The following is a 24,506-nucleotide window of genomic DNA, read 5'->3' as shown; positions in this document are numbered from 1 at the left end:
GGGGAGCGACGGGGACGCTGGCCCGGGGACGCTCGGCGGATGCGTCTGCGGTGATCGCCGGCGCCTGGCCTTCACATCGGCGGGGCGCGTGCGTCGTGCCGTGTCACGTCGGCGCGCAGCAATTCCCGGACTAAAAAACGCGGTGCCATGGCCGGTCTCCCCGGCCCGCCAGCGGCCTACGCCGCACCGCGTCGCGGCATGCCGGACTGCCGCCTCCGCCCGCCGTTACAAGTCGTAACGCCGCGCCCCTCGGGCATTCCCGCACCCCGCCCGGTTTTAAGAATCGTTTAAGTCTCGATCGTCACACTTCGCCACCAATCGTTCTCAAGATCAAACAGGAGGTTTGCAATGAGCGCCAATGAAGCACCCGGCCGCCCGGCCAGCCCCCTTTCGCGTCCGAAGACGATGCTGCGGCGTCTGCTCAGCCATCATGAAATCGCGACGCTGCTCGTCCTGCTGCACGCGCCGATCGCCGCGAATGCCAAGCCCGAGCTGCCGGCCTTGCAGGAAGCGGGCCTCGTCGAAATGATCGGCAGCGATGCCGACGCGCCGACCTTCCGGCTGACGGCCGACGGCACGGCCGTGCTGAAGGGCCTCGGCTATCGCTGAAGCGCCGTCGTCGGCGCGTGTTCCCGTTTGCGGCACCGCCTCCGGCGCCGTTCCCCGCTGACTCGCCGCCCGGCGTGTTTTCCCGACTCGCTTCCCACCGGCTTTCCGTTCTTCCTCTTACCTGATCAGGAACAGGGTGCTCGCCGGGTGTCGGGTGGATTGACCGTTAGTTGCACTTTGTGGTTGCACTTTGTAGTTGCTCTCTTTGGTTGCACCCGATCACAGTTGGCCGACGCGCATCGCGCCCCAATCCGGCCGCGCGAGTCGCTCCGCTCGTCCTCTCGCCGTCCGCTCCGGAAGGCCCGCGCTTCAAGCGCCGCGTTCCGCCTGCAGCGTCATCCGGTATTCCGTCGGCGTGACGCCGACCGTCGCCTTGAACTGGCGCGAGAACGCGCTGTGGTCGGTGTAGCCGCACAGCGCGGCGACGTCGGTGACCTTGTCGTGCTTGACGAGCAGCGCGGTGGCCGCGTCGAGCCGCGTTTTCAGCAGCACCTGACGCGGCGTCAGGTGAAACACCTTGTGGAAATAGCGTTCGAGCTGCGCGACCGACATTCCGGCCATCTCCGCGAGCTGCTTCAGGTTCAGCGGCTGCACGTAATGCTCCTGGATGTATTGCACGACGTCGGCGAGCCGGCTGTAGGCCGGGTGCGAGCCCTCGTTGGCCTTCAGGTCGCGCGAGATCCCGGCCAGTCCCACCACGCGGCCGTCTGCCTCGCGCAGCGGCTCCTTGGTAGTCAGGCACCAGCCCGGCTGCCGGCCCGGATACAGGTGCAGTTCGAGCTGGTCGGTCAGTTGCTGGCCGGCGTGGATCGCGGCCATGTCCTGTTCGAGGTAGCTGCGCCCGAAGCGGCGCGGGAACACCTCTTCGGTGGTCTTGCCGTACAGCCCGCTCTTCTCCTTGAAGCCGCAGCGCTGCGCGAGCGTGCGGTTGGCCAGCACGTAGCGGCCCTGGACGTCCTTCACGAAGAACGCGACGTCGGGCAGCGCGTCGAGCACCGGCGCGAGCAGCGAGAAGTGCGCGAGCATCGCGTCGAGCCCCTGGGCCGCGCCGGGCGGCGGGCGCAGCGCGTCGGCGAGCGGCGAGGCGGTGGAGGAAGCGGCGGGAAGCGTCATCGCGATGGCGGAGTCGGGGGCGGCGAGTGCGTCGATTCTAGCGGAGCGTGCTGTCGGGGCGTGCTGTCGGGCCTGATATCGGAGCGGGCGGTCGACGCGTGAAAGTGAAGCGCCTTACCGGACCGCCTCGTCGGCGAGCGCCGCCAGCGTGCCGATCCGCACCGGCGCGAACGGCGGACGCGGCACGGCCTCCTGCCAGCCAAGCAGCACGCCGGCCGCCGCGCCGCAGACGCGGCCCTGGCAGGCGCCCATCCCGCAGCGCGTCAGCAGCTTCGCGTCGCGCGCGTCGGCGTGGGCACGCGCGGCGCCGATCGTCACGTCCTCGCAGCGGCACAGCAGCGTGTCGTCGGGCGGCAGCGCGCGCGCCGCGTCGCCGAGCGCGAACGCCGCCGCGACGCGCGCCGAGAAACCGCGCCAGACCTCGCGCTCACGCACCAGCGGCGCGAAGCGCGCGGCATCCGCGGCGACGCCGGCCGCCGCGAGCCCGGCGATGGCGCCTTCGACGCGAGCGAGTTCCATCCCGCCGATGCCGGTGCTTTCGCCGGCCGCGTACACCGCGTCGAGCGAGGTGCGCTGCCGCGCGTCGACCACCACCGCGCCGTCGCGGATCTCGCAGCCGAGCGCGCGCGCCAGCGTCAGGTTCGGCAGCAGCCCGTAGCCGCAGGCAATCCGGTCGCACTCGATCACGCGCGAGCGGCCGCCGGCCGTCTCGATTCGCACGGCTTCGACGCGCGTCTCGCCGTGCGCGGCGCGCACCACGCTGCCGGTCAGGTATTCGCTGCCGGCGAAACCGCGCGTGAGCTTCGCGGCCTGCCAGAGCTTCGACGGCGTGGCCAGCAGCGACAGCCCGAAGCGGCGCACGGCACGCGCCGGCGCCTGTTCGAGCACCGCGACCACGCGCGCGCCGGCCTCGCGCGCGGTCGCGTAGGCGGCGATCAGCAGCGGCCCGCTGCCGGCGATCACGATCCGCTCGCCGCGCACCGGCACGCCGCCCTTGATCAGCGCCTGCAGGCCGCCCGCGCCGGTCACGCCGGGCAGCGTCCAGCCCGAGAACGGCAGCAGCAGCTCGCGCGCGCCGGTGGCCGCCACCAGGCGCCCGTAGCGCAGCGTCGCGCCGCCCGAGGCGGTATCGACGAGCAGCGTGCGTTCGGGCAGCGCAGCCACCACGCGCGTGCCGGACATGAGGTCGACGCCGCTCGCGCGCAGCGCATCGAGCGCCTCCACCAGCGGCGCGGCGGCCGGAAAGATCGGCCCCTGGCGCCAGATCTGGCCGCCGGGGTGCGGATTGTCGTCGAGGACGGCGACGCGGGCGCCCTCGCCGGCGGCGGCCCGCGCGGCGGCGAGCCCCGCCGGCCCGGCGCCGACGATCGCCACGTCGTAATGCGGCTTCATGATGGGGAGTTCCAGGTCGTGTCGATCGTCATGCCCTCGCGGCACGGCGTCTGGCAGGCGAGCACGTGGGCGCGGCCGTCCACCGACACGCGGCATTCGTGGCAGATGCCCATGCCGCACAGCATCGTGCGCGGCTCGCCGCCGACCGACGTGCGCGTGCCGCGCACGCCTTCGACGAGCGTGAGCGCGGCCGCGACGGTGGCGCCCTCGGGCACGCGGCAGGCGCGCCCGTCGATGATCACGCCGATCGCGGCGGCGCCGGCGCGGGTTGTCTCGCGATCAGGCATGGGCGGCTCCGGCAAGCGGCCGGGACGGCCAGTAGGGTTCGGGGGGAATCGGCGGCTCGCCGCCCGTCAGCTGCGCGGCGATCAGCTCCGCCGTCGCCAGCGAGGTGGTCACGCCGAGCCCTTCGTGGCCGGTGGCGAGCCACACGCCGGGGCGCTCCGCCATCGGGCCGATCAGCGGCAGCCCGTCGGGCGTCGCGGCGCGAAAGCCGGTCCAGGCGCGCAGCGCGTTCAGGTCCGCGATACCCGGCAGGTACTGCTTCGCGCGCGCGAGCATGCGCGCCAGCACCGGCATCTCGACGGCCGGATCGGTGCTGTCGAACTGGCGCGACGAGCCGATCAGGATCTGCCCGGTGGGGCGCGGCTGCGCGTTGAACGCGACCGAGGTGCCCTGCGCATGGTGGGCGCTCTTGATATAGCCGAGTTCGAGCAACTGGTGCGTGATCGCGCCCGGATAGCGGTCGGTGATCAGCAGGTGGCCCTTCTTCGGCTGCAGCGCGACGCCGTCGACGAGCTGCGCCGCGGCGAGCCCGTTCGCGACCACCACCTGCGCGGCGGCCAGCGTCTCGCCATCGGCCAGCCGCACCGTCGTGCCGTCGAGCGCGACCACGGTGCTGCGCAGGCGCAGCCGGATCCGCGCGGCGCCGGGCGATTGCGTCAGCAGCCATTCGGCCGCCGACGGCGCATAGACGATCCCGTCACCGTCCACGAACAGCCCGCCCGCGAGCCCCGTCGCGAGCATCGGCTCGCGCGCGCGCAGCCCGGCCGCGTCGATCACCTCGGCCGACACGCCGGCCGCGGCATAGCCGTCGCGCATCGCGCGCGCGGCGTCCAGCTCCTCGTCGTCGGCGGCCACCCACAGCGTGCCGCAGCGCACGTAGGCGTCGCGCTCGCGCAGCTGCGGCGCGAGCGAGCGCCAGCGCGCGAGCGAGCGGCGCGACAGCGCGAGTTCGGCCGGCGTGTCGTTCATCACGACCAGATGGCCCATGCCCGCCGCGGTGGTGCCGCCGCCGATCCCGCCCGCGTCGATCACTTCCACGTCGAGGCCGCGCGCGGCCAGTTCGGCCGCGCACGCGGCACCGACGATGCCGGCGCCGATCACGATCACGTCCGCGCGTGCCATCAGCCGAGCCGGATCCCGTTCGCGAACGGATCGCGCGCGTCGAAGCAGAGCCGGCCCTCGGCCATCACGTGCGCCTGCCCCGTGAGGGTCGGCACGATCGCCGGCTCGCCTTCCACCGGTTCCGCGTGGCGCGCGTAACGCACTTCGAAGACGCTGCCGATCACGCTCTCCTGCAGCCAGGTTTCGCCTTCGGCAAGCTTGCCGTCGGCCGCGAGGCAGGCCGCCTTGGCGCTGGTGCCGGTGCCGCACGGCGAGCGGTCGTAGGCGTCGCCGGGGCACAGCACGAAGCTGCGGCTGTCGAGGTCCGGCCGCGACGGCGGCCCGAACAGCTCGATATGGTCGATCAGCGCGCCGTGCGCGCCGGTGATGCCGGCCGCGATCAGCGCGTCGCGCGTCGCGCCCGAGAACGCCGTCAGCGCCTTCAGCTGCGCGGGCTCGACGCGCTGCCGGTGCTCGCTCTCGGGCACCAGGAAGAACCAGTTGCCGCCCCAGGCGATGTCGCCCGTGAGCGGGCCGTGGCCGGGCACCTCGACCGTCACGTCGTGGCGGTAGCGATAGGCGGGCACGTTGCGCACCGACACCGAACCGTCCGGGTTCAGCGTGGCCTCGACGATGCCCACCGGCGTCTCGATCCGATGCACGCCCGGCCCGATCCGGCCCAGGTGCGCGAGCGAGACCACCAGCCCGATCGTGCCGTGGCCGCACATGCCGAGATAGCCGACGTTGTTGAAGAAGATCACGCCGGCCGCGCAGGTCGGATCGTCGCTCTCGCAGAGCAGCGCCCCCACCATCACGTCGGAGCCGCGCGGCTCGGTGACCACGGCCGCGCGCCAGTCGTCGTGATCGCGACGCAGGCGTTCGAGCCGTTCGGCGAGCGGACCGCGGCCGAGATCCGGCCCCCCGGACACGACGAGGCGGGTAGGCTCACCGCCCGTGTGCGAATCGATGAAGTCGAGTGTTTTCATGCCGCTATCGTAGGAACGCGCGGCGCCCCGCGTCTTGGCGTCATTACGCGCACGTAATGACGAAATCAGCACAGTCAGGGAAACCGCGCATATGCCGATTTCGTCATTTTGTGCGCACGTTACACGCAAGACTCCACCTTTTTCGCTACCTAGACTGCGCTGGAGTCGTTCGTTTCGCGGCAATTCCGGCCGGCCAGCCCGTGTCATGCGGCAAGCCCCGCGCCAATTCCGCGATTCGCCGATTTCAGCACAGTGGAGGGCAGCGGCACGCCGCCCTCACGCGATCGCCAACAAGCCGGCGCACGAGTGCCGGCCACAGCAGTCAAAGGGGAATCGAAAGTGAAGGTGAAGATCTCGCATATCGCGCTTGCCGCAACCGCCGCCCTCGTCGCCGCGGCCACGCCGGCCCTGGCCGCCGATGCCGTCAAGATCGGCTTCGCCGCGCCGCTGACCGGCACCCAGTCGAACTACGGCACCGACATGCAGAAGGGCGTGCAGCTCGCGATCGACGATTTCAACGCGACCAAGCCCGTGATCGGCGGCAAGCCCGTCACGTTCGTGCTCGAATCGCAGGACGACCAGGCCGACCCGCGCACCGGCACGACCGTGGCGCAGCGGCTGATCGACAGCAACGTCGCCGGGATCATCGGCCACTTCAACTCGGGCACCAGCATCCCGGCCTCGGACCTCTACGAGCGCGCGGGGCTGCCGCAGATCTCGATGGCCACCTCCCCGCAATACACGGCGCGCGGCTACAAGACCACCTTCCGGCTGCTGACGAGCGACGCGCAGGCCGGGCGCATCGTCGGCAACTACGTCGTCAACACGCTGCACTACAAGCGCGTGGCGATCATCGACGACCGCACCGCCTACGGCCAGGGCATCGCCGACGAATTCGCCGACGCCGTGCAGAAGGCCGGCGGCACCATCATCAAGCGAGACTTCACCAACGACAAGGCGCTCGACTTCTCGGCGATCCTGACCAACCTGAAGGGGATGAACCCCGACGCCGTGTTCTACGGCGGCGGCGACGCGCAATCGTCGCCGATGATCCGCAAGATGCGCCAGCTCGGCATCAAGGCCGCGTTCGTGACGGGCGAGATGTCGAAGTCGCCGACCTTCCTGAAGGTGGGCGGCACGGCGGCCGAAGGCGCGATCGTCTACATGGGCGGCCTGCCGAAGGAAAAGATGCCGGGCTTCGCCGGCTTCGAGACGCGCTACAAGGCACGCTTCCACGAAGACGTGGTGACCTACTCGCCGTACTCGTATGACGGCACGATCGCGCTGCTGACGGCGATGAAGAACGCGAACTCGACCGACCCGAAGGTGTACGGCCCGTATGTCGGCAAGGTGTCGGTGAAGGGCGTGTCGGCCCCGACCATCTCCTACGACTCGAAGGGCGACCTGCGCGACGCGCCGGTCACGATCTACCGCGTCGACCACGGCGCGTTCAAGGCCGTCGATACGATCGCCGGGAACTGAGATCGGGCGAGATGCCGCCGCGGGCCGGATGGCCCGGGCGGCACGGGCCGCCGCTCGCGGGCCTGTTTTTCCCTGACGTGATCCCCTGAAGTCGTCTTGCTGAAGTTGTGCCCGCCGTCGTTGTTCGTTGTTCGTCGTCCCTAGTCGTCAACCCCTGTCGCTGCTTCATGGAAGTTGTCGTCCACCGCAGTTGTCATCGCCTGACGTCGCCTGTCCGACACCCCCGAAGGACTCCTGACGTTGCCTCACCGCCGTTGCCGTCGCGTGCCGCGCGACCGGCAACGGCCCCGCCGCCGTCCACCGCCCTCCCGGTTTCATTTTGTTAGACGCTTCGCCCGCCGGTATTGGCTTTTCGGCCGGCACGCCCCGTCCCGCAACGCGCTGAGCCCCGTTTATTAACCATTCGGTTCACGCCGACCATGCGGTTTTCCCTGTGTCGGAACGCCGCGTTTCATCCTGTAGAATCCAGCGACCTGCCTGACAGTCGTCCCCGCGTGGCCTTGATCCACGGCCGCGCGGCCCGTGTCGCGCGCCGATCCGGCCCGCCGCCCGGGACGCTTGACGGCGCCGCGCGCCGCGCCCGCCGCAATACTCGAATATCGATCGTCCAGACCATGCAAGCATACGAAACGAGCCACGCGCAACCCGCTGCCGCCGAGCGCGCCCTCACGCGCAGCGACTACAAGACCCTCGGCCTCGCGGCGCTCGGCGGCGCCCTGGAGTTCTACGACTTCATCATCTTCGTGTTCTTCGCGCCGGCGATCGGGCAGCTGTTCTTCCCGCACGACATTCCCGACTGGCTGCGCCAGCTGCAGACCTTCGGCATCTTCGCGGCCGGCTATCTGGCGCGCCCGCTCGGCGGCATCATCATGGCGCACTTCGGCGACCTGGTCGGGCGCAAGCGTATGTTCACGCTGAGCGTGCTGCTGATGGCGATCCCGACGCTGCTGATGGGCCTGCTGCCCACCTTCGATTCGATCGGCATCCTCGCCCCGGTGCTGCTGCTGCTGTTCCGCATCCTGCAGGGCGCGGCGGTGGGCGGCGAAGTGCCGGGCGCCTGGGTGTTCGTGTCCGAGCACGTGCCGAGCAGCCGGATCGGCTATGCCTGCGGCACGCTCACGGCGGGCCTGACGGCCGGCATCCTGCTCGGCTCGCTGGTGGCCGCCAGCGTCACCGGGCACTTCTCGCAGCCCGAGATCACGGCCTACGCCTGGCGCATCCCGTTCCTGCTCGGCGGCGTGTTCGGCATGTTCTCGGTCTACCTGCGCCGCTGGCTGCACGAGACGCCGGTGTTCGCCGAACTGCAGGCGCGCAAGGCGCTGGCCGCCGAGATTCCGCTGAAGGCCGTGCTGCGCGACCACGGCCGCGCCGTGCTGGTCTCGATGGTGCTGACCTGGATGCTGTCGGCGGCGATCGTGGTGGTGATCCTGATGACGCCGACGCTGCTGCAAAAGCAGCTGCACATCCCCGCAGCCACCGCGCTGTTCGCCAACAGCATCGCCACGCTGTGCCTGACGATCGGCTGCGTGACGGCCGGCGCACTGGCCGACCGCTTCGGCGCGAAGGCGGTGCTGGTGGTGGGCTCGCTGCTGCTGGCCGCCTGCTTCTGCACGCTGTACGCGAAGGTGGCCGCCGATCCCTCGACGCTGCTGCCGCTCTACGCCGTCACGGGCTTCCTGGTGGGCACCGTCGGCGCGGTGCCGACGGCGATGGTGCGCAGCTTCCCGGCCGTGATCCGCTTCTCGGGGATCTCGTTCTCGTACAACGTCGCGTATGCGATTTTCGGCGGACTGTCGCCGGTGATCGTGTCGCTGATGATGAAGTCGAACCCGTTCGCCCCGACCGCCTATGTCGGCGCGGTCTGCGTGATCGGCGCGCTCGGCGCGCTTTGCGCGCGCAACGCACGCTGAGCGGCAGGAGGCACCGGCCGTTCCGGTGCCGTCGCTTCGTTGAGTTCGTGGTTCGGTCAGGGCGCCTCGCGGCGCCCTTTTTCATGGCCCGACGCCGTGCGCGGGAGCCGGCCGCGGCACGGCTGCGCTCAGCGCAGCAGCCCGTAGCCGTGCGGGCGCCGCATCGCGTCGATGCTCGCGCCGCCGGCGCCCGTCACGAACAGCAGCAGGAAGCCGCCCGCGATCGCGACGTTCTTCCAGAAGTGGACCACCAGGTCGTGCTGCGCGACGGAGTTCGTCGCGTCCCAGAAGTTGTGGCCGATCAAGGCGGTGAGGATCGTATAGGCCGCCAGCAGCAGCGCGACCGGCTTGACGCGATAGCCGACGATCAGCAGCAGCGCGCCGAGCCCCTCGACGGCGACCACCAGCGGCGCGGCGAACTGCGGAAACGGCACGTACAGATGCTTCAGATAAGCGACGAATTCGCCGTAGCCGAACAGCTTCATCACGCCGCCCCACAAGAACAGGGCCGCCATCAGCAGCCTCGCGATGAAGATCACGCCGGAATCGACGGAACGCGTCATATGTTTCTCCTCTGGATCGGGCGAATCGCGATTGCCTGCTGCCGCGATTCGCAAATTCGCCAGAATAAGAAGATTCCGAGTGGGGTTCCAAGCAAAAGGTTGTAGCAAATCTTTACGCGCGGTGCGCGATTGGCGGCCTGCTCAAAGCGGCCGGCCTGCCGGAAAGGCCCGTGGCAACGGCTCACGGGCGCGATTTACACCGCATTTGAATCGGGAATAATTCCCAGCCGCTCCCTAATAAAGAAAATATTGCGGATCATCTGACTCAATTCACATTAATACGGGTATTACCGAATTAAAACTCCGATTGAATTCAATCACCTTCTAGGCGGAGTAATTTTTTAAAAGAATCGGTAATAAAGTTGCTCGCCGCGCAGTCCCTGCAAATTTTGCCAATTCGCTGCCCCTGCTCAACATGCTCCTGAAAGACATCCTGCAGCGCGACAAGAACAACTTCGAACTGCTGCGTCTGATCGCGGCCAGCGTCGTGATCGTCGGCCATGCCTACCCGCTCTCCGGGGACACCAGCGGCCGCGACTTCGTTCTCGAGCATCTCCGTTTCGACTATTCCGGCGGTCTCGCGGTCAAGTTCTTCTTCCTGCTGAGCGGCCTCGTCGTCACCAACAGCCTGCTGGCCAACCCGGGCCTGCGCCGTTTCGCGGCCGCCCGCATCGCGCGGATCTTCCCGGCGCTGCTCGTGGTGATCCTGCTCACCACCTACGTGCTCGGCCCGCTGCTGACCACGCTGCCGGTCGACGCCTATCTGGGCAGTCACGAGACGCTGCTCTACGTGTGGCAGAACCTGAAGCTGCACAGCAATTACGTGCTGCCCGGCGTATTCGAGAACGCGCCCGACAAAGGCGTGAACGGCGCGATCTGGACCATCCCGGTGGAGTGCTTCTGCTACCTCGCGCTCGCGGCCGCCAGCCTGGTGGGGCTCGCGCGCAACCGCGTGCTGTTCTCGCTGGTGTGCGTCGCGTTCATCGCCGTGCTGATGCGCTATCCGCAGGTGGTCCCGCGGCTGCATCTGCCGCTCGCCTCGGCCTTGATCGTGATCTATTTCGCGGCCGGCGCGCTGCTCGCCACCTGGAAGGACCGCATCGCGCTGAACGGCCCGGTCGTGCTCGCGCTGCTCGTCGCCACGTACCTGTTCCGCGATACCGAAGCGCTGCGCTACTTCGCCTGCGCGACGCTGTTCCTCGGCGCGATCTGGCTCTCCACGCTGCCCGCCGTGCGCAAGCTGCGTCTGCCCGGCGACTTCTCGTATGGCACCTATCTGAGCGGCTGGATCATGCAGCAGCTTGTCCATGCCGCATTCCCGAGCATGGGTGCGACGGGCAACTGGATGCTGGCCGTGCCGCTCGCGATCGGCTTCGGCGCGATCTCGTGGTATCTGATCGAGCAGCCGGGCATGCGGCTCGGCAGGGCGATCGGCGCAGGCCAGCTGCGCGTCGCGCCGCCAGCGGCCCCGCCCGCCGCCGCAGACGACGACGGCATCATCACGCCGATCGCGCCGCTCTCGAGCTGATCGGCCGCTCGAACGACGAACGACGAACGACGAACGATGGCGGCCCGGCAAGGGCCGCACCGTTCGCGTCCGCGGTGCCGTTCAGCGGCTTCCGCGCGCCGTCACCGCCCTCATGCAGGCGCCCGACGCCGCGCCGCGCCCCTTCCGCGCAAAGAAATTTCCCGGACGCGACTAACGCCTCCCACACGACATGCGCGCCTGCTAGGCTTTCACTTCCCCTCTGGCCGGCGCTTCGCGTCCATGTCCGTGTCCCCGTCGAACGCCCTCGAAATCGCCCGGCTCGCCATCAGCGTCCTGACGCCGCTGTCGGTCACCGCGCTCGGCTGGCTGATCAGCCGCCGGCTCAAGCGGCTCGAACTCGTGCAGTGGACCAACCAGAAGCTGATCGAGAAGCGGCTCGCGATCTACGACGTCGTCGCCCCGCAACTGAACGCGCTGCTCTGTTTCTACACGTGGGTCGGCTACTGGAAGGACATCTCGCCCGACGACGTGATCCGCATCAAGCGCGATCTCGACCGCACGCTGCATGTGTATCGGCATCTGTTCGACGACGAGGTCTACCGCGCCTATCACGCGCTGATGCTCGCGCTGTTCGATACGCACTCGGGCGCCGGGCGCGACGCGCGGATCCGCTCGCTCGTGATCGGGCCGAACGGCGATCGCACCATGCATGGCAGCTACGCGTGGCACGCGAGCTGGGCCGAGCGCTTCACGATCGCGAACGTGCTGCCCGGCGACGAGATCCAGTCGCACTATTACCGCCTGATGGACGTGCTGCGCGGCTCACTCGGCGCGAACCGGTGAGCTGCCGCGAGACGGCTCGGCACGCCGCTCGCGTTGCGCGCGCGCCAATGAAAACGCCCGCCGGAGCGCGGCGGGCGTAACAGACGTGACGGCCGTGAAGCCATGCCAACGCGGCGGCCCGAGCGCGGCCATGCCGCGCCGGCCTCGACCGGTCAGGTCACCGGAGCCGGGTTGAACAGCGTCAGCGCGTTGGCCAGCTTCCACTGCTCGGCCCAGGTCTTGCGGCCGCTCGCGACGTCGAGCATCAGGCGGAACATCTGCCAGCCCATCTCCTCGATGGTCTTCTCGCCGGTGGCGATGCTGCCGGCGTCCACGTCCATCAGGTCGTGCCAGCGGCGCGCCAGGTCGCTGCGCGTGGCGACCTTGATCACGGGCACCTGGGCGAGGCCGTAAGGCGTGCCGCGGCCCGTCGTGAAGATGTGCAGGTTCATGCCGGCCGCGAGCTGCAGCGTGCCGCAGATGAAGTCGCTGGCCGGCGTGGCCGTGTAGAGCAGGCCCTTCTTGCCCCTGGCGCTCTCGCCCGGGCTCACCACGCCCGAGATCGCCGAGCTGCCCGACTTCACGATCGAACCCATCGCCTTTTCGACGATGTTCGACAGACCGCCCTTCTTGTTGCCCGGCGTGGTGTTCGCGCTGCGATCCACCTGGCCGCGCTGCAGATAGGCGTCGTACCAGGCCATCTCGCGGATGATCTCGCGCGCGACGTCCTCGTTCGCGGCGCGCGAGGTGAGCTGGGCCACGCCGTCGCGCACCTCGGTCACCTCCGAGAACATGATGGTCGCGCCGGCGCGCACCAGCAGGTCGGCCGCGAAGCCCACCGCCGGGTTCGCGGTCAGGCCCGAGAACGCGTCGCTGCCGCCGCACTGCACGCCCACCACCAGTTCCGAGGCCGGCACGGTCTCGCGGCGGCGCTGGTTCAGGCGCGCCAGATGTTGCTCGGCCATCGTCACGATCGAGTCGATCATCGACATGAAGCCGACGTGCGCCGCATCCTGCAGGCACACCACGCCGCCGTTGTCGGGCTTGTCCACCGCCACCGGGATCACGCCGGCCGGCAGCAGCCGCTCGGGCTGCAGCTTCTCGCAGCCGAGGCTCACCACCATCACCTCGCCGCCGAAGTTCGGATTCATGCTGATGTTGCGCAGCGTGCGGATCGGGATCTCGGCGCCGGGCGCCTCGATCGCGACGCCGCAGCCGTAGGTGTGCTCGAGGCCCACCACGCCGTCGACGTTCGGGTAGCGCGGCAGCAGCTCGCGCCGGATCCGCTCGACCGCGAACTCCACCACGCCCGATACGCACTGCACGGTGGTGGTGATCGCCAGGATGTTGCGCGTGCCGACCGTGCCGTCCGCGTTGCGGTAGCCCTCGAACGTGTAGCCTTCGAGCGGCGCCTGCTCCGGCGCCTTTTTGGTGGCGAGCGGCAGGTCGTCGAGGCCGGGCGGCTCGGGCATGCGCAGCGTGCGCTCGTTCACCCAGCTGCCGCGCGGCAGGTCCTTCGCCGCGTAGCCGATCAGGACGTGGTAGCGCAGCACCGGATCGCCTTCCTTCAGATCGACCAGCGCAACCTTGTGCCCTTGCGGGACGCCTTCGCAGAGCGTCAGCCCGTCGGCGAACTGCGAGCCGGCGGGCAGCCCGCCGTCGTTGACCACGATCGCGACGTTGTCGTCCGGGTGGACGCGGATGTAGAGAGGGGACTGGGACATCAGGGGAAATCCTCGTTGCAACGAGCCGTTAATTAACAGTCATCATACAACATAGGCGGCGCCGCCGTGATTGTGCGTAAACCCTGATGCCGAAAGGCAGAAATCGATCGGGGAAACGCCGGAGGGAGGCTTGCGCCGCCTAAAATGATGTTGTACGATGACATACAACACATCCGGTTAACGAATGAACCCGCGCCCGGCGCACCTAGGACGACCCAACATGACCACGCCTCAGGAACTCAAGCAGATCATTTCGGAAGGGCTGCTGTCCTTCCCCGTCACCGACTTCGACGCCGAGGGCAACTTCCGCCCCAGCACCTACATCGAACGCCTCGAATGGCTCGCCCCCTACGGCGCCTCGGCCCTGTTCGTGGCCGGCGGCACGGGCGAATTCTTCTCGCTCACGCGTGACGACTACTCGAACGTGGTGCGCACCGCCACCGAAACCTGCAAGGGCAAGGTGCCGATCCTGGCCGGCGCCGGCGGCCCCACGCGCGTGGCGATCGAATACGCGAAGGAAGCCCAGCGCCTGGGCGCCAACGGCATCCTGCTGATGCCGCACTACCTGACCGAAGCATCGCAGGAAGGCATCGCCGCGCACGCCGAGGAAGTCTGCAAGGCCGTGCCCGACATCGGCGTGATCATCTACAACCGCGCCAACTCGAAGCTCAACGCCGACATGCTCGAGCGTCTGGCCGAGCGCTGCCCGAACCTGATCGGCTTCAAGGACGGCGTGGGCGAGATCGAGGCGATGGTCACCATCCGCCGCCGCCTGGGCGAGCGCTTCGCGTACCTCGGCGGCCTGCCGACCGCGGAAGTCTACGCCGCGGCCTACAAGGCGCTGGGCGTGCCGGTGTACTCGTCGGCCGTGTTCAACTTCATCCCGAAGACGGCGATGGACTTCTACCACGCGATCGCGGCCGACGACCACGCAACGGTCGGCAAGCTGATCGATGACTTCTTCCTGCCGTACCTGAAGATCCGCAACCGCCGTGCCGGTTACGCGGTCAGCATCGTGAAGGCCGGCGCGAAGCTGGTCGGCCACGACGCGGGCCCGGTGCGCGCGCCGCTGACGGACCTGGACGAAGAAGAAGTGGCGCAACTCGACGCGCTGATCAAGAAGCTCGGCGCGCAGTAAGCGAAGCACGGCGTTGCGGGCTGGTCAGAGGATCGGCCGGCTTGCGGCAAGCGCTTGCGATAACCCCTCGCCTCCCCTCGGGAGCGGGGGGTTTTGTTTTTTTGGGGCGGCGTTGGGAGCAGGTGGAACGTGACGATGTGTAATGTACATCCATGATGTATTTTGCACATCTTGATGGCGTCGATCTCATGCTGTATTTTGCACATCCATGATGTTCAATACACATCGAGGCCTGCCATGAAAAACGCGATGCTCAGCGAACTGTTCGGCGGCACGCAGCGCTTCCTGCTGCTTCGCGCGCTGTATCAGGACCCGGCGCGCAGCCACACTCCGATCGAACTCGCGCGGATCGCCGGCGCGGATCGCGGCAACGTATCGAGGTGGCTGCGGAAATGGACCGAGGTGGGCCTCGCGACGCGGATCGAGCAAGGCCGGCACGTCGCCTACCGGGCCGGCGACGATCCCCTGCTGGCCGGACTCGTCGAGATCGCGCGGCGCAGCGACGAACTCCTCGACGACATCGCCGCCGCGCTGCCCGCCGAGGTCGAAGTGGCGGTGCTGTTCGGCTCGCGCGCGCGCGGGGAGGAATCGGCGCGCTCGGACGTCGACGTGCTGGTACTCGGCGAACGGCTGAGCAGCCTGAAGATCAACGCGGGGCTGAAACCGGTGGGGCGCAAGCACCATCGCGAGATTCATGCGACCGTGACTTCGCGCAAGGAATTCGAGCGCAAGCTCGCCGACGGAGAGGGTTTCGCCCGCAATGTCGTGTCCCAATCCGTCGTCCCGATCAAGGGGGAATTCAGCGATGTTGCGCGATCCGTTTTCCCTGTCCCGGGATGAGCCCGGCCTGGTTCGTCAGGAGCGCACGCGCAACCGGCAAACCATCCAGTCCCAGTTGCGCGCCGCGGTGCAGAAATACCAGGACGCGCTCAACACGAGCGTGTCGGGACCGACCCGGCTCGACGCCGCCTACGACGCCATCCTGTTTTCCGCCCTGGCTGTTTTCGCCGCGCAAGGCTATCGCATCACCGCCCAGGCCGACACCACCGGATCGCCATGGAAGGGCTCGCTGCTTCGCTCGGCATCGGCGAAGGCGCGCATGACGAACTCGACGCGCTGCTCGACCTGCGCAACAGCAAGTACGAAGGCTTCGAATCAGTGGACGAGCCGACGCTGGCCGACACGCTGCACCTGGCGAAACACCTCCTGACCACCGTATCGGCGTGGCTGCAACAGCATCATCCCGCCCTGATCGCGGCAAGCTGATCCACATTCCTCATCCCGATCGCCGCGTCATCGCCCCCGCCAAACGCGGCCTCCCGCATCCCCCCCTCTCGCCCGCCCGCCGCCCCGCCCCTACAATGGGCGCCTTCTCCACCCGCACCGATCCCCGCCGTGAGACGCAAGATGCCCGCGCTGAACGCGCTGAAAGCCTTCGAACTGGCCGGCCGGACCGGCAGCTTCACGCGCGCGGCGGCGCTGCTCAACGTCACCCAGAGCGCGGTCAGCCGGCAGGTGCGCCAGCTCGAAAGCCAGCTCGGCGAAGCGCTGCTCACGCGCCGCCATCACCAGCTCGAGCTGACCTCGGCCGGCCGCGTGCTGCTGCACGCGCTGCAGCAGTCGTTCGACAAGATCGAGCTGACCGTGCGCGGCCTGCAGGAGAAACAGCACCAGAACCGCCTGCGCGTGAACGTGCCGCCCACCTTCGCCGCGCGCTGGCTGATGCCGCGCCTGCCGCGGCTGCGCGAGGCCCACCCCGAATACGAACTGAGCCTGACCACGCGGCTCGCCGACAGCCTCGGCACCTCGCGGCTGCTCGACTGCGCGGTGCGCTTCGGCGACGGCGAATGGGACGGCTTCGACAACGTGCTGCTGATGCACGAGCAGCACATCGCGGTCTGCTCGCCGGCGCTCTACGCGCGCGTGCAGCACGACGGCCCGATCGACCTGAACCGCTTCACGCTGCTGCACGTGCTGGCGGCCGACGACCAGCGCTACCTGACCTGGCAGCACTGGCTCACGGCGGCCGGCATCGACGGCGTGGACACGCGCGGCGGCTACGAATTCGACCTGCTCGACCACGCGATCCGCGCGGCGATCGACGGGCTCGGCATCACGATCGCGGACCGCCACATGGTCGCGCGCGAGATCGCGGCGGGCCAACTGATGCAGGTGCTGAACGTCCACGTGGATGGCCGGCAGTCCTACTGGTTCGTGGCGCGCCCCGAGCAGGCGCACGAGCATCACATCGGACAGTTCCGCGAATGGCTCCGGCACGAGGTCTGGCTCTCCACGCACAACCTGCGCCCGTCGTCGTCGGCCGGCACGCTGCGGGAAGGCTGAGCCGCCCGCCCTGCATTTACCTCATATCTATCCCGCGTCACGCGGCCCGCCTCGGGATAAACCCGAACCCAGCATCGCCAGACCGGGCGGGCCTGTCAGCCGATCGACAGCGACCGCCCCCAGCCTGCGGCCTCGCTCCGCCCGCCCCCGAGTAACGTGAGTTTTTCGCAGGTTCGACGAGAAAAATCGTCGCTTGTCGCGCATCCGGCGCATGACAACAATGCAGTCCTGCCCGGCAGCGTGCCAGCGGGCGTCATCGACCTCGCCGCGCCACGCTGCCTTCCCGGCCCAGGAGGAATGCTGTCGATGCGTGACGAACACAACTACATCAACGGACGATTCGTGGAATCGGCGCAAGCCGGCTTCATCAGCGTCGTCGATCCGGCCAACGGCGAAACGATCGGCCGCGTGCGCGCGGCCTCGGAAGCCGACGCGGTCGCCGCGGTGGCCGCCGCGGTCGACGCGCAGCGCGCCTGGCGCGCGCTGCCGGCCGCGGCACGCGCGGCGCAGCTGCGCCGCTTCGCCGACGCGATCGTCGAGCGCGCGCCGCTGATCGGCGCGGCGCTCTCGCTCGAATCGGGCAAGAGCCTCGACGACGCGACCAACGAGGCGCGCTACGCGGCCGAGATCACGCGCTATCACGCCGAGTGGGCGCGCCGCATCGAAGGCGAGATCATCCCGAGCGACGCGCCGAACGAGAACCTGTTCCTGCACCGCGAGCCGATCGGCGTGGTGGCCGCGCTGATCCCGTTCAATTACCCGGTCTACACGCTGCTGCGCAAGATCGCGCCGGCGCTGATCGCGGGCAACGCGGTGGTGGTGCGCCCGAGCAACCACACGCCGTGCTCGGCCTTCGAGATCGCGCGCGCGGCCGATGCGGCCGGCCTGCCGGCGGGCCTCGTCAACATCCTGGCGATGGATCACGCCACGGCGGCCGTGCTCTGCACGCAACCCGGGGTCGGCATGATCACGCTGACGGGCAGCGTCGCGGCGGGCCGCACCGTGCTCGAATACTGCAAGACCCACATCGCCAAGCCCTCGCTCGAACTGGGCGGCAAGACGCCGGCCATCATCGAGCCGGACGCGGACCTCGAACAGGCCGCCGCCGCGCTGGTCGCCTCGAAGACCACCCACTGCGGCCAGCTCTGCACCGCGATCGAACGCGTCTACGTGCATGAGAGCGTCCACGACCGCTTCGTGGCGCTGCTGCGCGAGCGCATGGCCGCGGTGCGGATCGGCGACCGCCGTACCGACGCCGCGCTGATGGGGCCGCTCGCCAACGCGGCGGCGCAGAAGCGCGTCCACGCGATGGTGGCGCGCGCCGTCGCCGAGGGCGCGACGCTCGAGACCGGTGGCACGCTGCCGGCCGGCCCGGGCTTCTTCTACCCGGCCACGCTGCTGTCGAACTGCCGGCAGGACATGGAGATCGTGCGCGAGGAAAGCTTCGGCCCGGTGATGCCGGTGCTGCGCTACCGCGACCTCGACGAGGCGATCGCGCTCGCCAACGACCATCAGTTCGGCCTGTCGTCGGTGCTCTACACCGAGAACCATCGCGTCGCGCAGCGCGTGGCGAACGCGATCGAGGCGGGCGAACTGTACGTGAACCGCACGCCGGCCGACCCGTACCAGGGCTATCACGCGGGCTGGAAGCGCTCGGGCCTCGGCGGCGACGACGGCAAGCACGGCATGCTCGAATTCACGCAGACGCGGCTCGTCGTGATGCATTACTGATCGGCCGGCCCGGCATCGCTCCGGCGGCGGCATGCCCGACAGCACGCCGCCGCCCGCCCCGAACCACGCAACACCGAACCACGGCAGCACGCAGCACCACGACGCATCACAACAATATTCGGAGACGCGCAGCCCGGCAGGGCCGCTCTCCTCAGGAGAACTGATCATGTCGGCACAAACCACCTCGTCACCCGCGGCGCTCGCCGTGGAATCCGCCGCCCGCCAGGGCCGCGCGCAACGTTACCTGCAATTGCTGCTGCTGGTCGCGGCGGCCGGCGCGATCTACCCGATGCTGTATCTGCGGCAGGTGTACCAGCCGACGATGCTGGCCTTCTTCCATATCAACGACGTGCAGCTCGGCGTGCTCTATTCGTCGCTCGGCACGCTGTTCCTCGTCAGCTACCTGCCGAGCGGCTGGCTCGCCGACCGCATCTCGCCGCGCTACCTGATCGGCTTCTCGCTCGTCGCCACCGGCCTGCTCGGCTTCATCTACGCCACCGCGCCGTCATTCCCGCTGCTGGTGGCGGTGTTCTGCGGCTGGGGCATCTCGACCGGCCTGACGTTCTGGGCGGCCGTGATCAAGCGCGTCAACATGATCGCCGGCGCCGACGAGCAGGGCCGCTTCTTCGGCCTGCTCGACGGCGGACGCGGGCTGGTGGAGGCGCTGCTGGCCACCGTCGCGATCTCGATCTTCGCCTACACCACGCAGTCGCGCGGCGCCAGCGACGCGAGCGGCTTCAAGCTGGTGGTCCACATGTATGCGGTGATCTGCATCGCGCTCGGCGTGATGATCGGCTTCCTCCGCGATCCGCGCGGCGCCTCGGCCGCCACCGGAACGGCCGCGCGGCGCGGCGCGCTGCTGGCCGACCTGCGCACGCTGGCGGCCAACCCGTCGCTGTGGCTGGTGGCGGCGATCGTGTTCTGCGGCTATCAGGTGTTCTGGGCCACCTACAGCTTCTCGGCCTACCTGCACGAAGGCGGCTTCGGTCTCAGCACCACGGCGGCCGGCTTCATCACCACGCTCAAGCTCTGGATGCGCCCGGTGGGCGGCATCGGCGGCGGCTATCTGGGTGACCGCGTCTCGCGCATCTCGGTGCTGGCCGGCGCGCTGGTGCTCGCGGCGCTCTCGCTCGGCGGCCTCGCCGTGGTGCCGGCCCACAGCCCGCAAGTGTTGCTGGTGATGCTGGTGCTGTTCATCGGCATCCTGACCTACGCGGTGCGCGGCCTCTACTGGTCGCTGCTCGACGACTGCCGCGTGCCCGTGCATTGCTCGGGCCTCGCGATCGGCCTGATCTCGGTGCTCGGCTATTCGCCCGACGTGTTCCTGCCGCTGATCAACGGCTACGCGACCCAGAACTTCCCGGGCGCGACCGGCTACCAGATCTATTTCGGCTACATCGCGGCCGTGGCGCTGCTCGGCGCCGGCGCCGCGCTCATGCTCAAACGCCGCCTCGCGCGGCAAAACGGATAACCCGGACTCAAGGAAATCCCGATGAAAATCGTCTCACTCGAAACGTTCAGCGTCGCGGTGCCGCCACCGCACATCGGCGGCATGTACTGGCTGTTCGTCAAGCTCAGGACCGACGACGGCATCGAAGGCGTCGGCGAGATCTACGCGGCCACCTTCCATCCCGACGCGATGATCCCCGTGATCGAGGACGTCTTCGAGCGCCACCTGCTGGACCACGACCCGCATCACGTCGAGCGCTTCTTCCGCGCCTGCTACTCGAGCGGCTTCACGCAGCGCCCGGACCTGACGATGATGGGCGTGGCGAGCGGCCTGGAAATGGCGTGCTGGGACATCATCGGCAAGGCGGCCGGCAAGCCCGTGTACGAACTGCTGGGCGGCAGGGTACACGAGCGGCTGCGCTCGTACACCTATCTCTACCCGAAGAACGCGCGCGGCGAGTACGACTACGACGATCCCGACCTCGCTGCAGAATGCGCGGCCGAGAACGTCAGGCTCGGCTTCACGGCGGTCAAGTTCGATCCGGCCGGCCCCTACACCGCGTACTCGGGCCACCAGCTCTCGCTGGCCGTGCTCGAGCGCTGCGAAACGTTCTGCCGCAAGGTGCGCGAGGCGGTGGGCAGCCAGGCCGACCTGCTGTTCGGCACGCACGGCCAGATGGTGCCGTCCTCGGCGATCCGGCTCGCCAAGCGGCTCGAAAAATACGATCCGCTCTGGTTCGAGGAACCGGTGCCGCCGGGCCAGGAAGAGGCGATCGCCAGCGTCGCGCGCCATACCTCGATCCCGATCGCCACCGGCGAGCGGCTCACCACCAAGTACGAGTTCCACAAGCTGCTGCAGGCGGGCGGCGCCTCGATCCTGCAGATGAACGTGGGCCGCGTGGGCGGCCTGCTCGAGGCGAAGAAGATCGCCACGCTGGCCGAGGTCCATTACGCGCAGATCGCCCCGCACCTCTACAACGGCCCGGTCGGCGCGGCGGCCAGCATCCAGCTCGCGGCGGCCACGCCGAACTTCCTGATCCAGGAAAGCATCATGACCTGGGGCGGCTTCCACAGCGAGGTGGTGAAGACGCCGATCCGCTGGGAGGACGGCTACATCATCCCGTCGAACGAGCCGGGCCTCGGCATCGAACTCGACATGGACGTGGTGCGCGCCCACACGCCGTACACGGGCAAGCGGCTGCATCTGCAGATGGCCGGGCGGCCCGCCGACGTGAAGGACTTTTCGCCCGCGAAGGGCTGACCCCGGGCACCCGGACAGAACGGCGGCAGCCACGGAAGCAGGAAGCAAGACATGGAATACGACTACATCATCGTCGGCTCGGGTTCGGCCGGTGCGATCCTCGCGGACAGACTGTCGGCCGACGGCCAGCACACGGTGCTGGTGCTCGAGGCCGGCCAGCGCGACGACTCGTTCTGGTTCAAGGTGCCGGTGGGGTTCACCAAGACCTACTACAACCGCAAGTACAACTGGATGTACTACAGCGAGCGCGAGCCGGCGCTGGCCGACCGCCCGATCTACTGCCCGCGCGGCAAGGTGGTGGGCGGCTCGGGCGCGATCAACGCGATGGTCCACGTGCGCGGCCAGCGCGCCGACTACGACGACTGGGCGGCGGCCGGCAACCCGGGCTGGTCCTACGACGACGTGCTGCCGGTCTTCCGGCGCCTGGAAACGCATCCGTTCGCCCGGTCCGCGCCGCAGTGGCACGGCGGCAGCGGCCCGATCCACGTCACGCCGATGACGGACGACGTCCACCCGATCGTCCATGAGTTCCTGGCCGGCTGCGGCGAACTCGGGCTGCCGCGCAGCCAGGATTTCAATGGCGCGCAGTTCGAGGGCGCCGGCATCTACGAACTGAACACGAAACACGGCGAGCGCTGCTCGAGCGCGGTCGCCTACCTGCATCCGGCGCTCGCGCGGCCGAACCTGACGATGCTGACGAGCGCGCTGGTGCGCCGCGTCACGTTCGAGGGCCAGCGCGCGACCGGCATCGCCTACGCGCATGAAGGCCGCGAGCAGCACGTCACGGCGCGCCGCGAGGTGATCCTCTGCGCGGGCGCGGTGGACACGCCGAAGCTGCTGCAGCTGTCGGGCATCGGCGACCCGGTCAGGCTCGCCCGGCACGGCATCGCCACCGTGCAGGCGCTGCCGGCCGTGGGCCGCAACCTGCAGGACCACCTGTGCGTGAGCTTCTACTTCAAGGCGAACCGCCCGACGCTGAACGACGAGATGGGCACGCTGTTCGGCAAGATGAAGATCGGCCTGCGCTACCTGCTCCGGAAACGCGGGCCGCTCGCGATGAGCGTGAACCAGGCGGGCGGCTTCTTTCGCGGCGACGCCGCGCAGGACGTGCCGAACCTTCAGCTCTACTTCAACCCGCTCTCGTACCGCATTCCGAAGAGCGAGCGCGCCAGCATCAAGCCCGAGCCGTACTCGGGGTTCCTGATCGCGTTCAACCCGTGCCGGCCGTCGAGCCGCGGCTCGATCGAGCTGGCCTCGGCGCGCGCCGAGGACGCCGCGAAGATCCGCATCAACGCGCTGTCCACCGACAAGGATCTGGCCGAGGCCGTGCAGGGCAGCCGGCTGATCCGCCGGCTGATGACGGCGCCGTCGCTGCGCGCGATGACGATCGAGGAAATCTCGCCGGGGCCGGCCGTGCAGAGCGACGAGGCATTCCTGCAGTACTTCCGCGAGCAGTCGGGTTCGATCTACCACCTGTGCGGCTCCTGCGCGATGGGACCCGATCCGGCGACGGCCGTGGTCGATGCGCGCCTCAAGGTGCATGGCGTCGAGGCGCTGCGCGTGGTGGACGCCTCGGTGTTCCCGAACATCACCTCGGGCAACATCAACGCGCCGACCATGATGGTCGCCGAAAAGGGCGCGGACCTGATCCTCGAGGACGCGCGCGTCGCGCCGGCCTCGCAGGTACGGCGCGTTCCCGCCACCGTGGGCTGAACGCCGCCCCGCCTCCGCTTCACCAACCGCCTTACCACTCGTTTCACCGCCCGCCGCAGGAGACGACCGAGCGGGCCGCCATCAGGCGGCCCGCGCGGTGGCGGGCGATCGTTTGCCGGCGCTTGCCACGCCCGCATCCGGACCGGCCGCGATACCGGTCCGGCCCATGGCCCACGTTGCTTCGATTACACACAGAAAGATTTGGAGATCTAATGAAAAAGACCATCGCGGCAGCCGCCGTCACGGTATTCGCCGCCGCTTCCCCCGTGTTCGCGCAGAGCACCGTCACGCTGTACGGCGTGATCGACGAGGGGGTCAACTACACCAACAACGTCGGCAAGGGCGGCGTGGTCGAGATGGCGAGCGGCTATGCGCAGGGCAGCCGCTGGGGCCTCAAGGGCAGCGAGGATCTGGGCGGCGGCCTGGCCGCGGTGTTCCAGCTCGAGAACGGCTTCGACGTGAATTCGGGCAAGGCCCAGGAGGGCGGCCGGATGTTCGGCCGGCAGGCCTACGTCGGGCTGCAGGACAAGCGGCTCGGCACGCTCACGTTCGGGCGCCAGTACGACTCGGTGGTCGACTACTTCGCGCAGACCACCACCAACGGCAACTGGGCCGGCTACCTGCTCTCGCATCCCTACGACAACGACAACACCGACAACTCGTTCCGCCTCAACAACTCGGTGAAGTACGCGAGCCCGGACTTCGCCGGCCTGCGCTTCGGCGGCACCTACGCGTTCAGCAACGACACCGGCTTCGCCAACAACCGCACCTACAGCGTCGGCGCGCAATACACGCGCGGCGGCCTGCTGATCGCGGCCGCGTTCCTGCAGGCCGACAACCCGGGCGGCACCGCGGCCGGCGCGATCGCCGCGAACGACGCGAGCTTCATCGCCGAGCGCATGCGCATCTTCGGCGCCGGCGTGAACTACACGTTCGGCATCACCACGCTCGGCTTCGCCTATTCGAACTCGAACTACAAGAACCCGACCGGCAACATCTACCTCGGCACGCCGGGCGCGATCGTGGCGCCAGGCACCACGCTCAACGCGCTCAAGTTCCAGAACTTCGAGATCAACGGCATGCTGCAGCTCACGCCGTCGTTCTACGTGGGCGCGCAGTACGTGCTGACGCTCGAGCAGAACGATTCGTCGGCCGGCAACGTGAGCCCGAAGATCCATTCGGTCGGGCTGATGGCCGACTACAACCTGACCAAGCGCACCGACATCTACCTGCAGGGCGCCTATGAGAAGGTGACGGGCGACAAGACCCACTCGATCCTCGACTCGGGCTTCGTGCTCGGCACCGACGCGCCGTCGTCGTCGTCGAACCAGGTGGCCGTGCGGCTCGCGCTGCGCCACAAGTTCTGAGGAACGCGGCGGCTCGCGCCGCCGCTAT

At 68.8% G+C, this 24,506-nt stretch carries 21 protein-coding genes; 14 read left to right on the top strand and 7 right to left on the bottom strand.

Annotation, left to right across the window (positions count from 1 at the left end; genetic code table 11):
• The first annotated feature begins 348 nt into the window (after positions 1-348).
• A complete protein-coding gene (locus tag BpN12_RS02295) occupies positions 349-609 on the top strand; it encodes a hypothetical protein (protein ID WP_246793669.1) in 261 nt (86 codons plus the stop codon).
• Positions 610-918: 309 nt separating this feature from the next.
• Here the strand turns inward: BpN12_RS02295 and BpN12_RS02290 are convergent, their stop codons facing one another.
• The 5 genes from BpN12_RS02290 to BpN12_RS02270 all read right to left on the bottom strand — a co-directional run bounded on the left by BpN12_RS02290 (position 919) and on the right by BpN12_RS02270 (position 5,486).
• A complete protein-coding gene (locus tag BpN12_RS02290; protein ID WP_246793668.1) occupies positions 919-1,722 on the bottom strand; it encodes an AraC family transcriptional regulator in 804 nt (267 codons plus the stop codon).
• 114 nt (positions 1,723-1,836) lie between these two features.
• Positions 1,837-3,114, bottom strand: a complete 1,278-nt coding sequence (locus BpN12_RS02285) for an NAD(P)/FAD-dependent oxidoreductase (RefSeq protein ID WP_246793667.1) — start codon at positions 3,112-3,114, stop codon at positions 1,837-1,839.
• Complete coding sequence (locus BpN12_RS02280) at positions 3,111-3,401, bottom strand: (2Fe-2S)-binding protein (protein ID WP_246793666.1); 291 nt, start codon at positions 3,399-3,401, stop codon at positions 3,111-3,113. The genes BpN12_RS02285 and BpN12_RS02280 overlap by 4 nt, the downstream gene beginning before the upstream one ends.
• Positions 3,394-4,521 carry an NAD(P)/FAD-dependent oxidoreductase gene (locus BpN12_RS02275; protein ID WP_246793665.1) on the bottom strand — a complete coding sequence of 376 codons (1,128 nt, stop codon included), beginning with the start codon at positions 4,519-4,521 and terminating at the stop codon, positions 3,394-3,396. The genes BpN12_RS02280 and BpN12_RS02275 overlap by 8 nt, the downstream gene beginning before the upstream one ends.
• Positions 4,521-5,486: a 4-hydroxyproline epimerase gene (locus BpN12_RS02270; RefSeq protein WP_246793664.1), complete on the bottom strand. Its 966-nt coding sequence runs from the start codon at positions 5,484-5,486 to the stop codon at positions 4,521-4,523. The genes BpN12_RS02275 and BpN12_RS02270 overlap by 1 nt, the downstream gene beginning before the upstream one ends.
• Positions 5,487-5,825: 339 nt before the next feature.
• Here BpN12_RS02270 and BpN12_RS02265 point away from each other — a divergent pair, with 339 nt between their 5' ends.
• Together BpN12_RS02265 and BpN12_RS02260 are read left to right on the top strand one after the other, a co-directional pair.
• Positions 5,826-6,968 (top strand): branched-chain amino acid ABC transporter substrate-binding protein, encoded by a 1,143-nt coding sequence (locus BpN12_RS02265; RefSeq protein ID WP_246793663.1) that lies wholly within the window; start codon positions 5,826-5,828, stop codon positions 6,966-6,968.
• Positions 6,969-7,582: 614 nt separating this feature from the next.
• Positions 7,583-8,878, top strand: a complete 1,296-nt coding sequence (locus BpN12_RS02260; RefSeq protein WP_246793662.1) for an MFS transporter — start codon at positions 7,583-7,585, stop codon at positions 8,876-8,878.
• A 128-nt stretch (positions 8,879-9,006) separates the two neighbouring features.
• On the opposite strand, the gene BpN12_RS02255 is transcribed toward BpN12_RS02260, so the two are convergent.
• Complete coding sequence (locus BpN12_RS02255) at positions 9,007-9,441, bottom strand: DoxX family protein (RefSeq protein ID WP_246793661.1); 435 nt, start codon at positions 9,439-9,441, stop codon at positions 9,007-9,009.
• 415 nt (positions 9,442-9,856) lie between these two features.
• Here BpN12_RS02255 and BpN12_RS02250 point away from each other — a divergent pair, with 415 nt between their 5' ends.
• Positions 9,857-10,969: an acyltransferase family protein gene (locus BpN12_RS02250; RefSeq protein WP_246793660.1), complete on the top strand. Its 1,113-nt coding sequence runs from the start codon at positions 9,857-9,859 to the stop codon at positions 10,967-10,969.
• Between the two features lie 240 nt (positions 10,970-11,209).
• Entirely contained in the window at positions 11,210-11,773 is a 564-nt protein-coding gene (locus tag BpN12_RS02245) for a hypothetical protein (protein ID WP_246793659.1), read from the top strand.
• Between the two features lie 152 nt (positions 11,774-11,925).
• Here BpN12_RS02245 and garD read toward each other — a convergent pair whose 3' ends face one another.
• Positions 11,926-13,476, bottom strand: a complete 1,551-nt coding sequence (garD, locus tag BpN12_RS02240; protein ID WP_246793658.1) for a galactarate dehydratase — start codon at positions 13,474-13,476, stop codon at positions 11,926-11,928.
• A 220-nt stretch (positions 13,477-13,696) separates the two neighbouring features.
• Between garD and kdgD the strand changes: the two genes are divergently transcribed.
• The 9 genes from kdgD (at position 13,697) to BpN12_RS02195 (ending at position 24,478) form a co-directional block, all read left to right on the top strand.
• Complete coding sequence (gene kdgD / locus BpN12_RS02235) at positions 13,697-14,614, top strand: 5-dehydro-4-deoxyglucarate dehydratase (protein WP_246793656.1); 918 nt, start codon at positions 13,697-13,699, stop codon at positions 14,612-14,614.
• A gap of 249 nt (positions 14,615-14,863) precedes the next feature.
• The gene (locus tag BpN12_RS02230) at positions 14,864-15,454 is read left to right on the top strand and encodes a nucleotidyltransferase domain-containing protein (RefSeq protein ID WP_246793654.1); all 591 of its coding nucleotides are present in this window, start codon (positions 14,864-14,866) and stop codon (positions 15,452-15,454) included.
• Positions 15,455-15,670: 216 nt separating this feature from the next.
• Positions 15,671-15,880 carry a hypothetical protein gene (locus BpN12_RS02225; RefSeq protein WP_246793653.1) on the top strand — a complete coding sequence of 70 codons (210 nt, stop codon included), beginning with the start codon at positions 15,671-15,673 and terminating at the stop codon, positions 15,878-15,880.
• 141 nt (positions 15,881-16,021) lie between these two features.
• Positions 16,022-16,957, top strand: coding sequence for a LysR substrate-binding domain-containing protein (locus tag BpN12_RS02220; RefSeq protein ID WP_246794600.1), 936 nt, complete (start codon positions 16,022-16,024; stop codon positions 16,955-16,957).
• A gap of 306 nt (positions 16,958-17,263) precedes the next feature.
• Positions 17,264-18,688, top strand: a complete 1,425-nt coding sequence (gene aldA / locus BpN12_RS02215) for an aldehyde dehydrogenase (protein ID WP_246793652.1) — start codon at positions 17,264-17,266, stop codon at positions 18,686-18,688.
• A gap of 166 nt (positions 18,689-18,854) precedes the next feature.
• Positions 18,855-20,159 carry an MFS transporter gene (locus tag BpN12_RS02210; RefSeq protein WP_246793651.1) on the top strand — a complete coding sequence of 435 codons (1,305 nt, stop codon included), beginning with the start codon at positions 18,855-18,857 and terminating at the stop codon, positions 20,157-20,159.
• 21 nt (positions 20,160-20,180) lie between these two features.
• Positions 20,181-21,398 carry a mandelate racemase/muconate lactonizing enzyme family protein gene (locus BpN12_RS02205; protein WP_246793650.1) on the top strand — a complete coding sequence of 406 codons (1,218 nt, stop codon included), beginning with the start codon at positions 20,181-20,183 and terminating at the stop codon, positions 21,396-21,398.
• Between the two features lie 51 nt (positions 21,399-21,449).
• Complete coding sequence (locus BpN12_RS02200) at positions 21,450-23,111, top strand: GMC family oxidoreductase (protein WP_246793649.1); 1,662 nt, start codon at positions 21,450-21,452, stop codon at positions 23,109-23,111.
• Positions 23,112-23,323: 212 nt separating this feature from the next.
• Positions 23,324-24,478, top strand: a complete 1,155-nt coding sequence (locus BpN12_RS02195; RefSeq protein ID WP_246793648.1) for a porin — start codon at positions 23,324-23,326, stop codon at positions 24,476-24,478.
• The last annotated feature ends 28 nt before the right edge of the window (positions 24,479-24,506 follow it).

The organism is Burkholderia perseverans (assembly GCF_022870505.1).
Classification (GTDB): domain Bacteria; phylum Pseudomonadota; class Gammaproteobacteria; order Burkholderiales; family Burkholderiaceae; genus Burkholderia; species Burkholderia plantarii.
Note: the sequence above shows the minus strand (reverse complement) of the source record. Positions and strands in the feature narration are given on the sequence as shown.

Excerpts from the sequence above, each read along its gene's own strand:
- BpN12_RS02260 (WP_246793662.1), top strand. The coding sequence starts at position 7,583 with ATGCAAGCATACGAAACGAGCCACGCGCAACCCGCTGCCGCCGAGCGC.
- BpN12_RS02280 (WP_246793666.1), bottom strand. The coding sequence starts at position 3,401 with ATGCCTGATCGCGAGACAACCCGCGCCGGCGCCGCCGCGATCGGCGTG.
- BpN12_RS02285 (WP_246793667.1), bottom strand. The coding sequence starts at position 3,114 with ATGAAGCCGCATTACGACGTGGCGATCGTCGGCGCCGGGCCGGCGGGG.
- BpN12_RS02225 (WP_246793653.1), top strand. The coding sequence starts at position 15,671 with ATGGAAGGGCTCGCTGCTTCGCTCGGCATCGGCGAAGGCGCGCATGAC.
- BpN12_RS02200 (WP_246793649.1), top strand. The coding sequence starts at position 21,450 with ATGGAATACGACTACATCATCGTCGGCTCGGGTTCGGCCGGTGCGATC.
- kdgD (WP_246793656.1), top strand. The coding sequence starts at position 13,697 with ATGACCACGCCTCAGGAACTCAAGCAGATCATTTCGGAAGGGCTGCTG.
- BpN12_RS02210 (WP_246793651.1), top strand. The coding sequence starts at position 18,855 with ATGTCGGCACAAACCACCTCGTCACCCGCGGCGCTCGCCGTGGAATCC.
- BpN12_RS02290 (WP_246793668.1), bottom strand. The coding sequence starts at position 1,722 with ATGACGCTTCCCGCCGCTTCCTCCACCGCCTCGCCGCTCGCCGACGCG.
- garD (WP_246793658.1), bottom strand. The coding sequence starts at position 13,476 with ATGTCCCAGTCCCCTCTCTACATCCGCGTCCACCCGGACGACAACGTC.
- BpN12_RS02205 (WP_246793650.1), top strand. The coding sequence starts at position 20,181 with ATGAAAATCGTCTCACTCGAAACGTTCAGCGTCGCGGTGCCGCCACCG.
- BpN12_RS02195 (WP_246793648.1), top strand. The coding sequence starts at position 23,324 with ATGAAAAAGACCATCGCGGCAGCCGCCGTCACGGTATTCGCCGCCGCT.
- BpN12_RS02220 (WP_246794600.1), top strand. The coding sequence starts at position 16,022 with ATGCCCGCGCTGAACGCGCTGAAAGCCTTCGAACTGGCCGGCCGGACC.
- BpN12_RS02275 (WP_246793665.1), bottom strand. The coding sequence starts at position 4,521 with ATGGCACGCGCGGACGTGATCGTGATCGGCGCCGGCATCGTCGGTGCC.
- BpN12_RS02255 (WP_246793661.1), bottom strand. The coding sequence starts at position 9,441 with ATGACGCGTTCCGTCGATTCCGGCGTGATCTTCATCGCGAGGCTGCTG.
- BpN12_RS02230 (WP_246793654.1), top strand. The coding sequence starts at position 14,864 with ATGCTCAGCGAACTGTTCGGCGGCACGCAGCGCTTCCTGCTGCTTCGC.
- BpN12_RS02250 (WP_246793660.1), top strand. The coding sequence starts at position 9,857 with ATGCTCCTGAAAGACATCCTGCAGCGCGACAAGAACAACTTCGAACTG.
- BpN12_RS02245 (WP_246793659.1), top strand. The coding sequence starts at position 11,210 with ATGTCCGTGTCCCCGTCGAACGCCCTCGAAATCGCCCGGCTCGCCATC.
- BpN12_RS02295 (WP_246793669.1), top strand. The coding sequence starts at position 349 with ATGAGCGCCAATGAAGCACCCGGCCGCCCGGCCAGCCCCCTTTCGCGT.
- BpN12_RS02270 (WP_246793664.1), bottom strand. The coding sequence starts at position 5,486 with ATGAAAACACTCGACTTCATCGATTCGCACACGGGCGGTGAGCCTACC.
- aldA (WP_246793652.1), top strand. The coding sequence starts at position 17,264 with ATGCGTGACGAACACAACTACATCAACGGACGATTCGTGGAATCGGCG.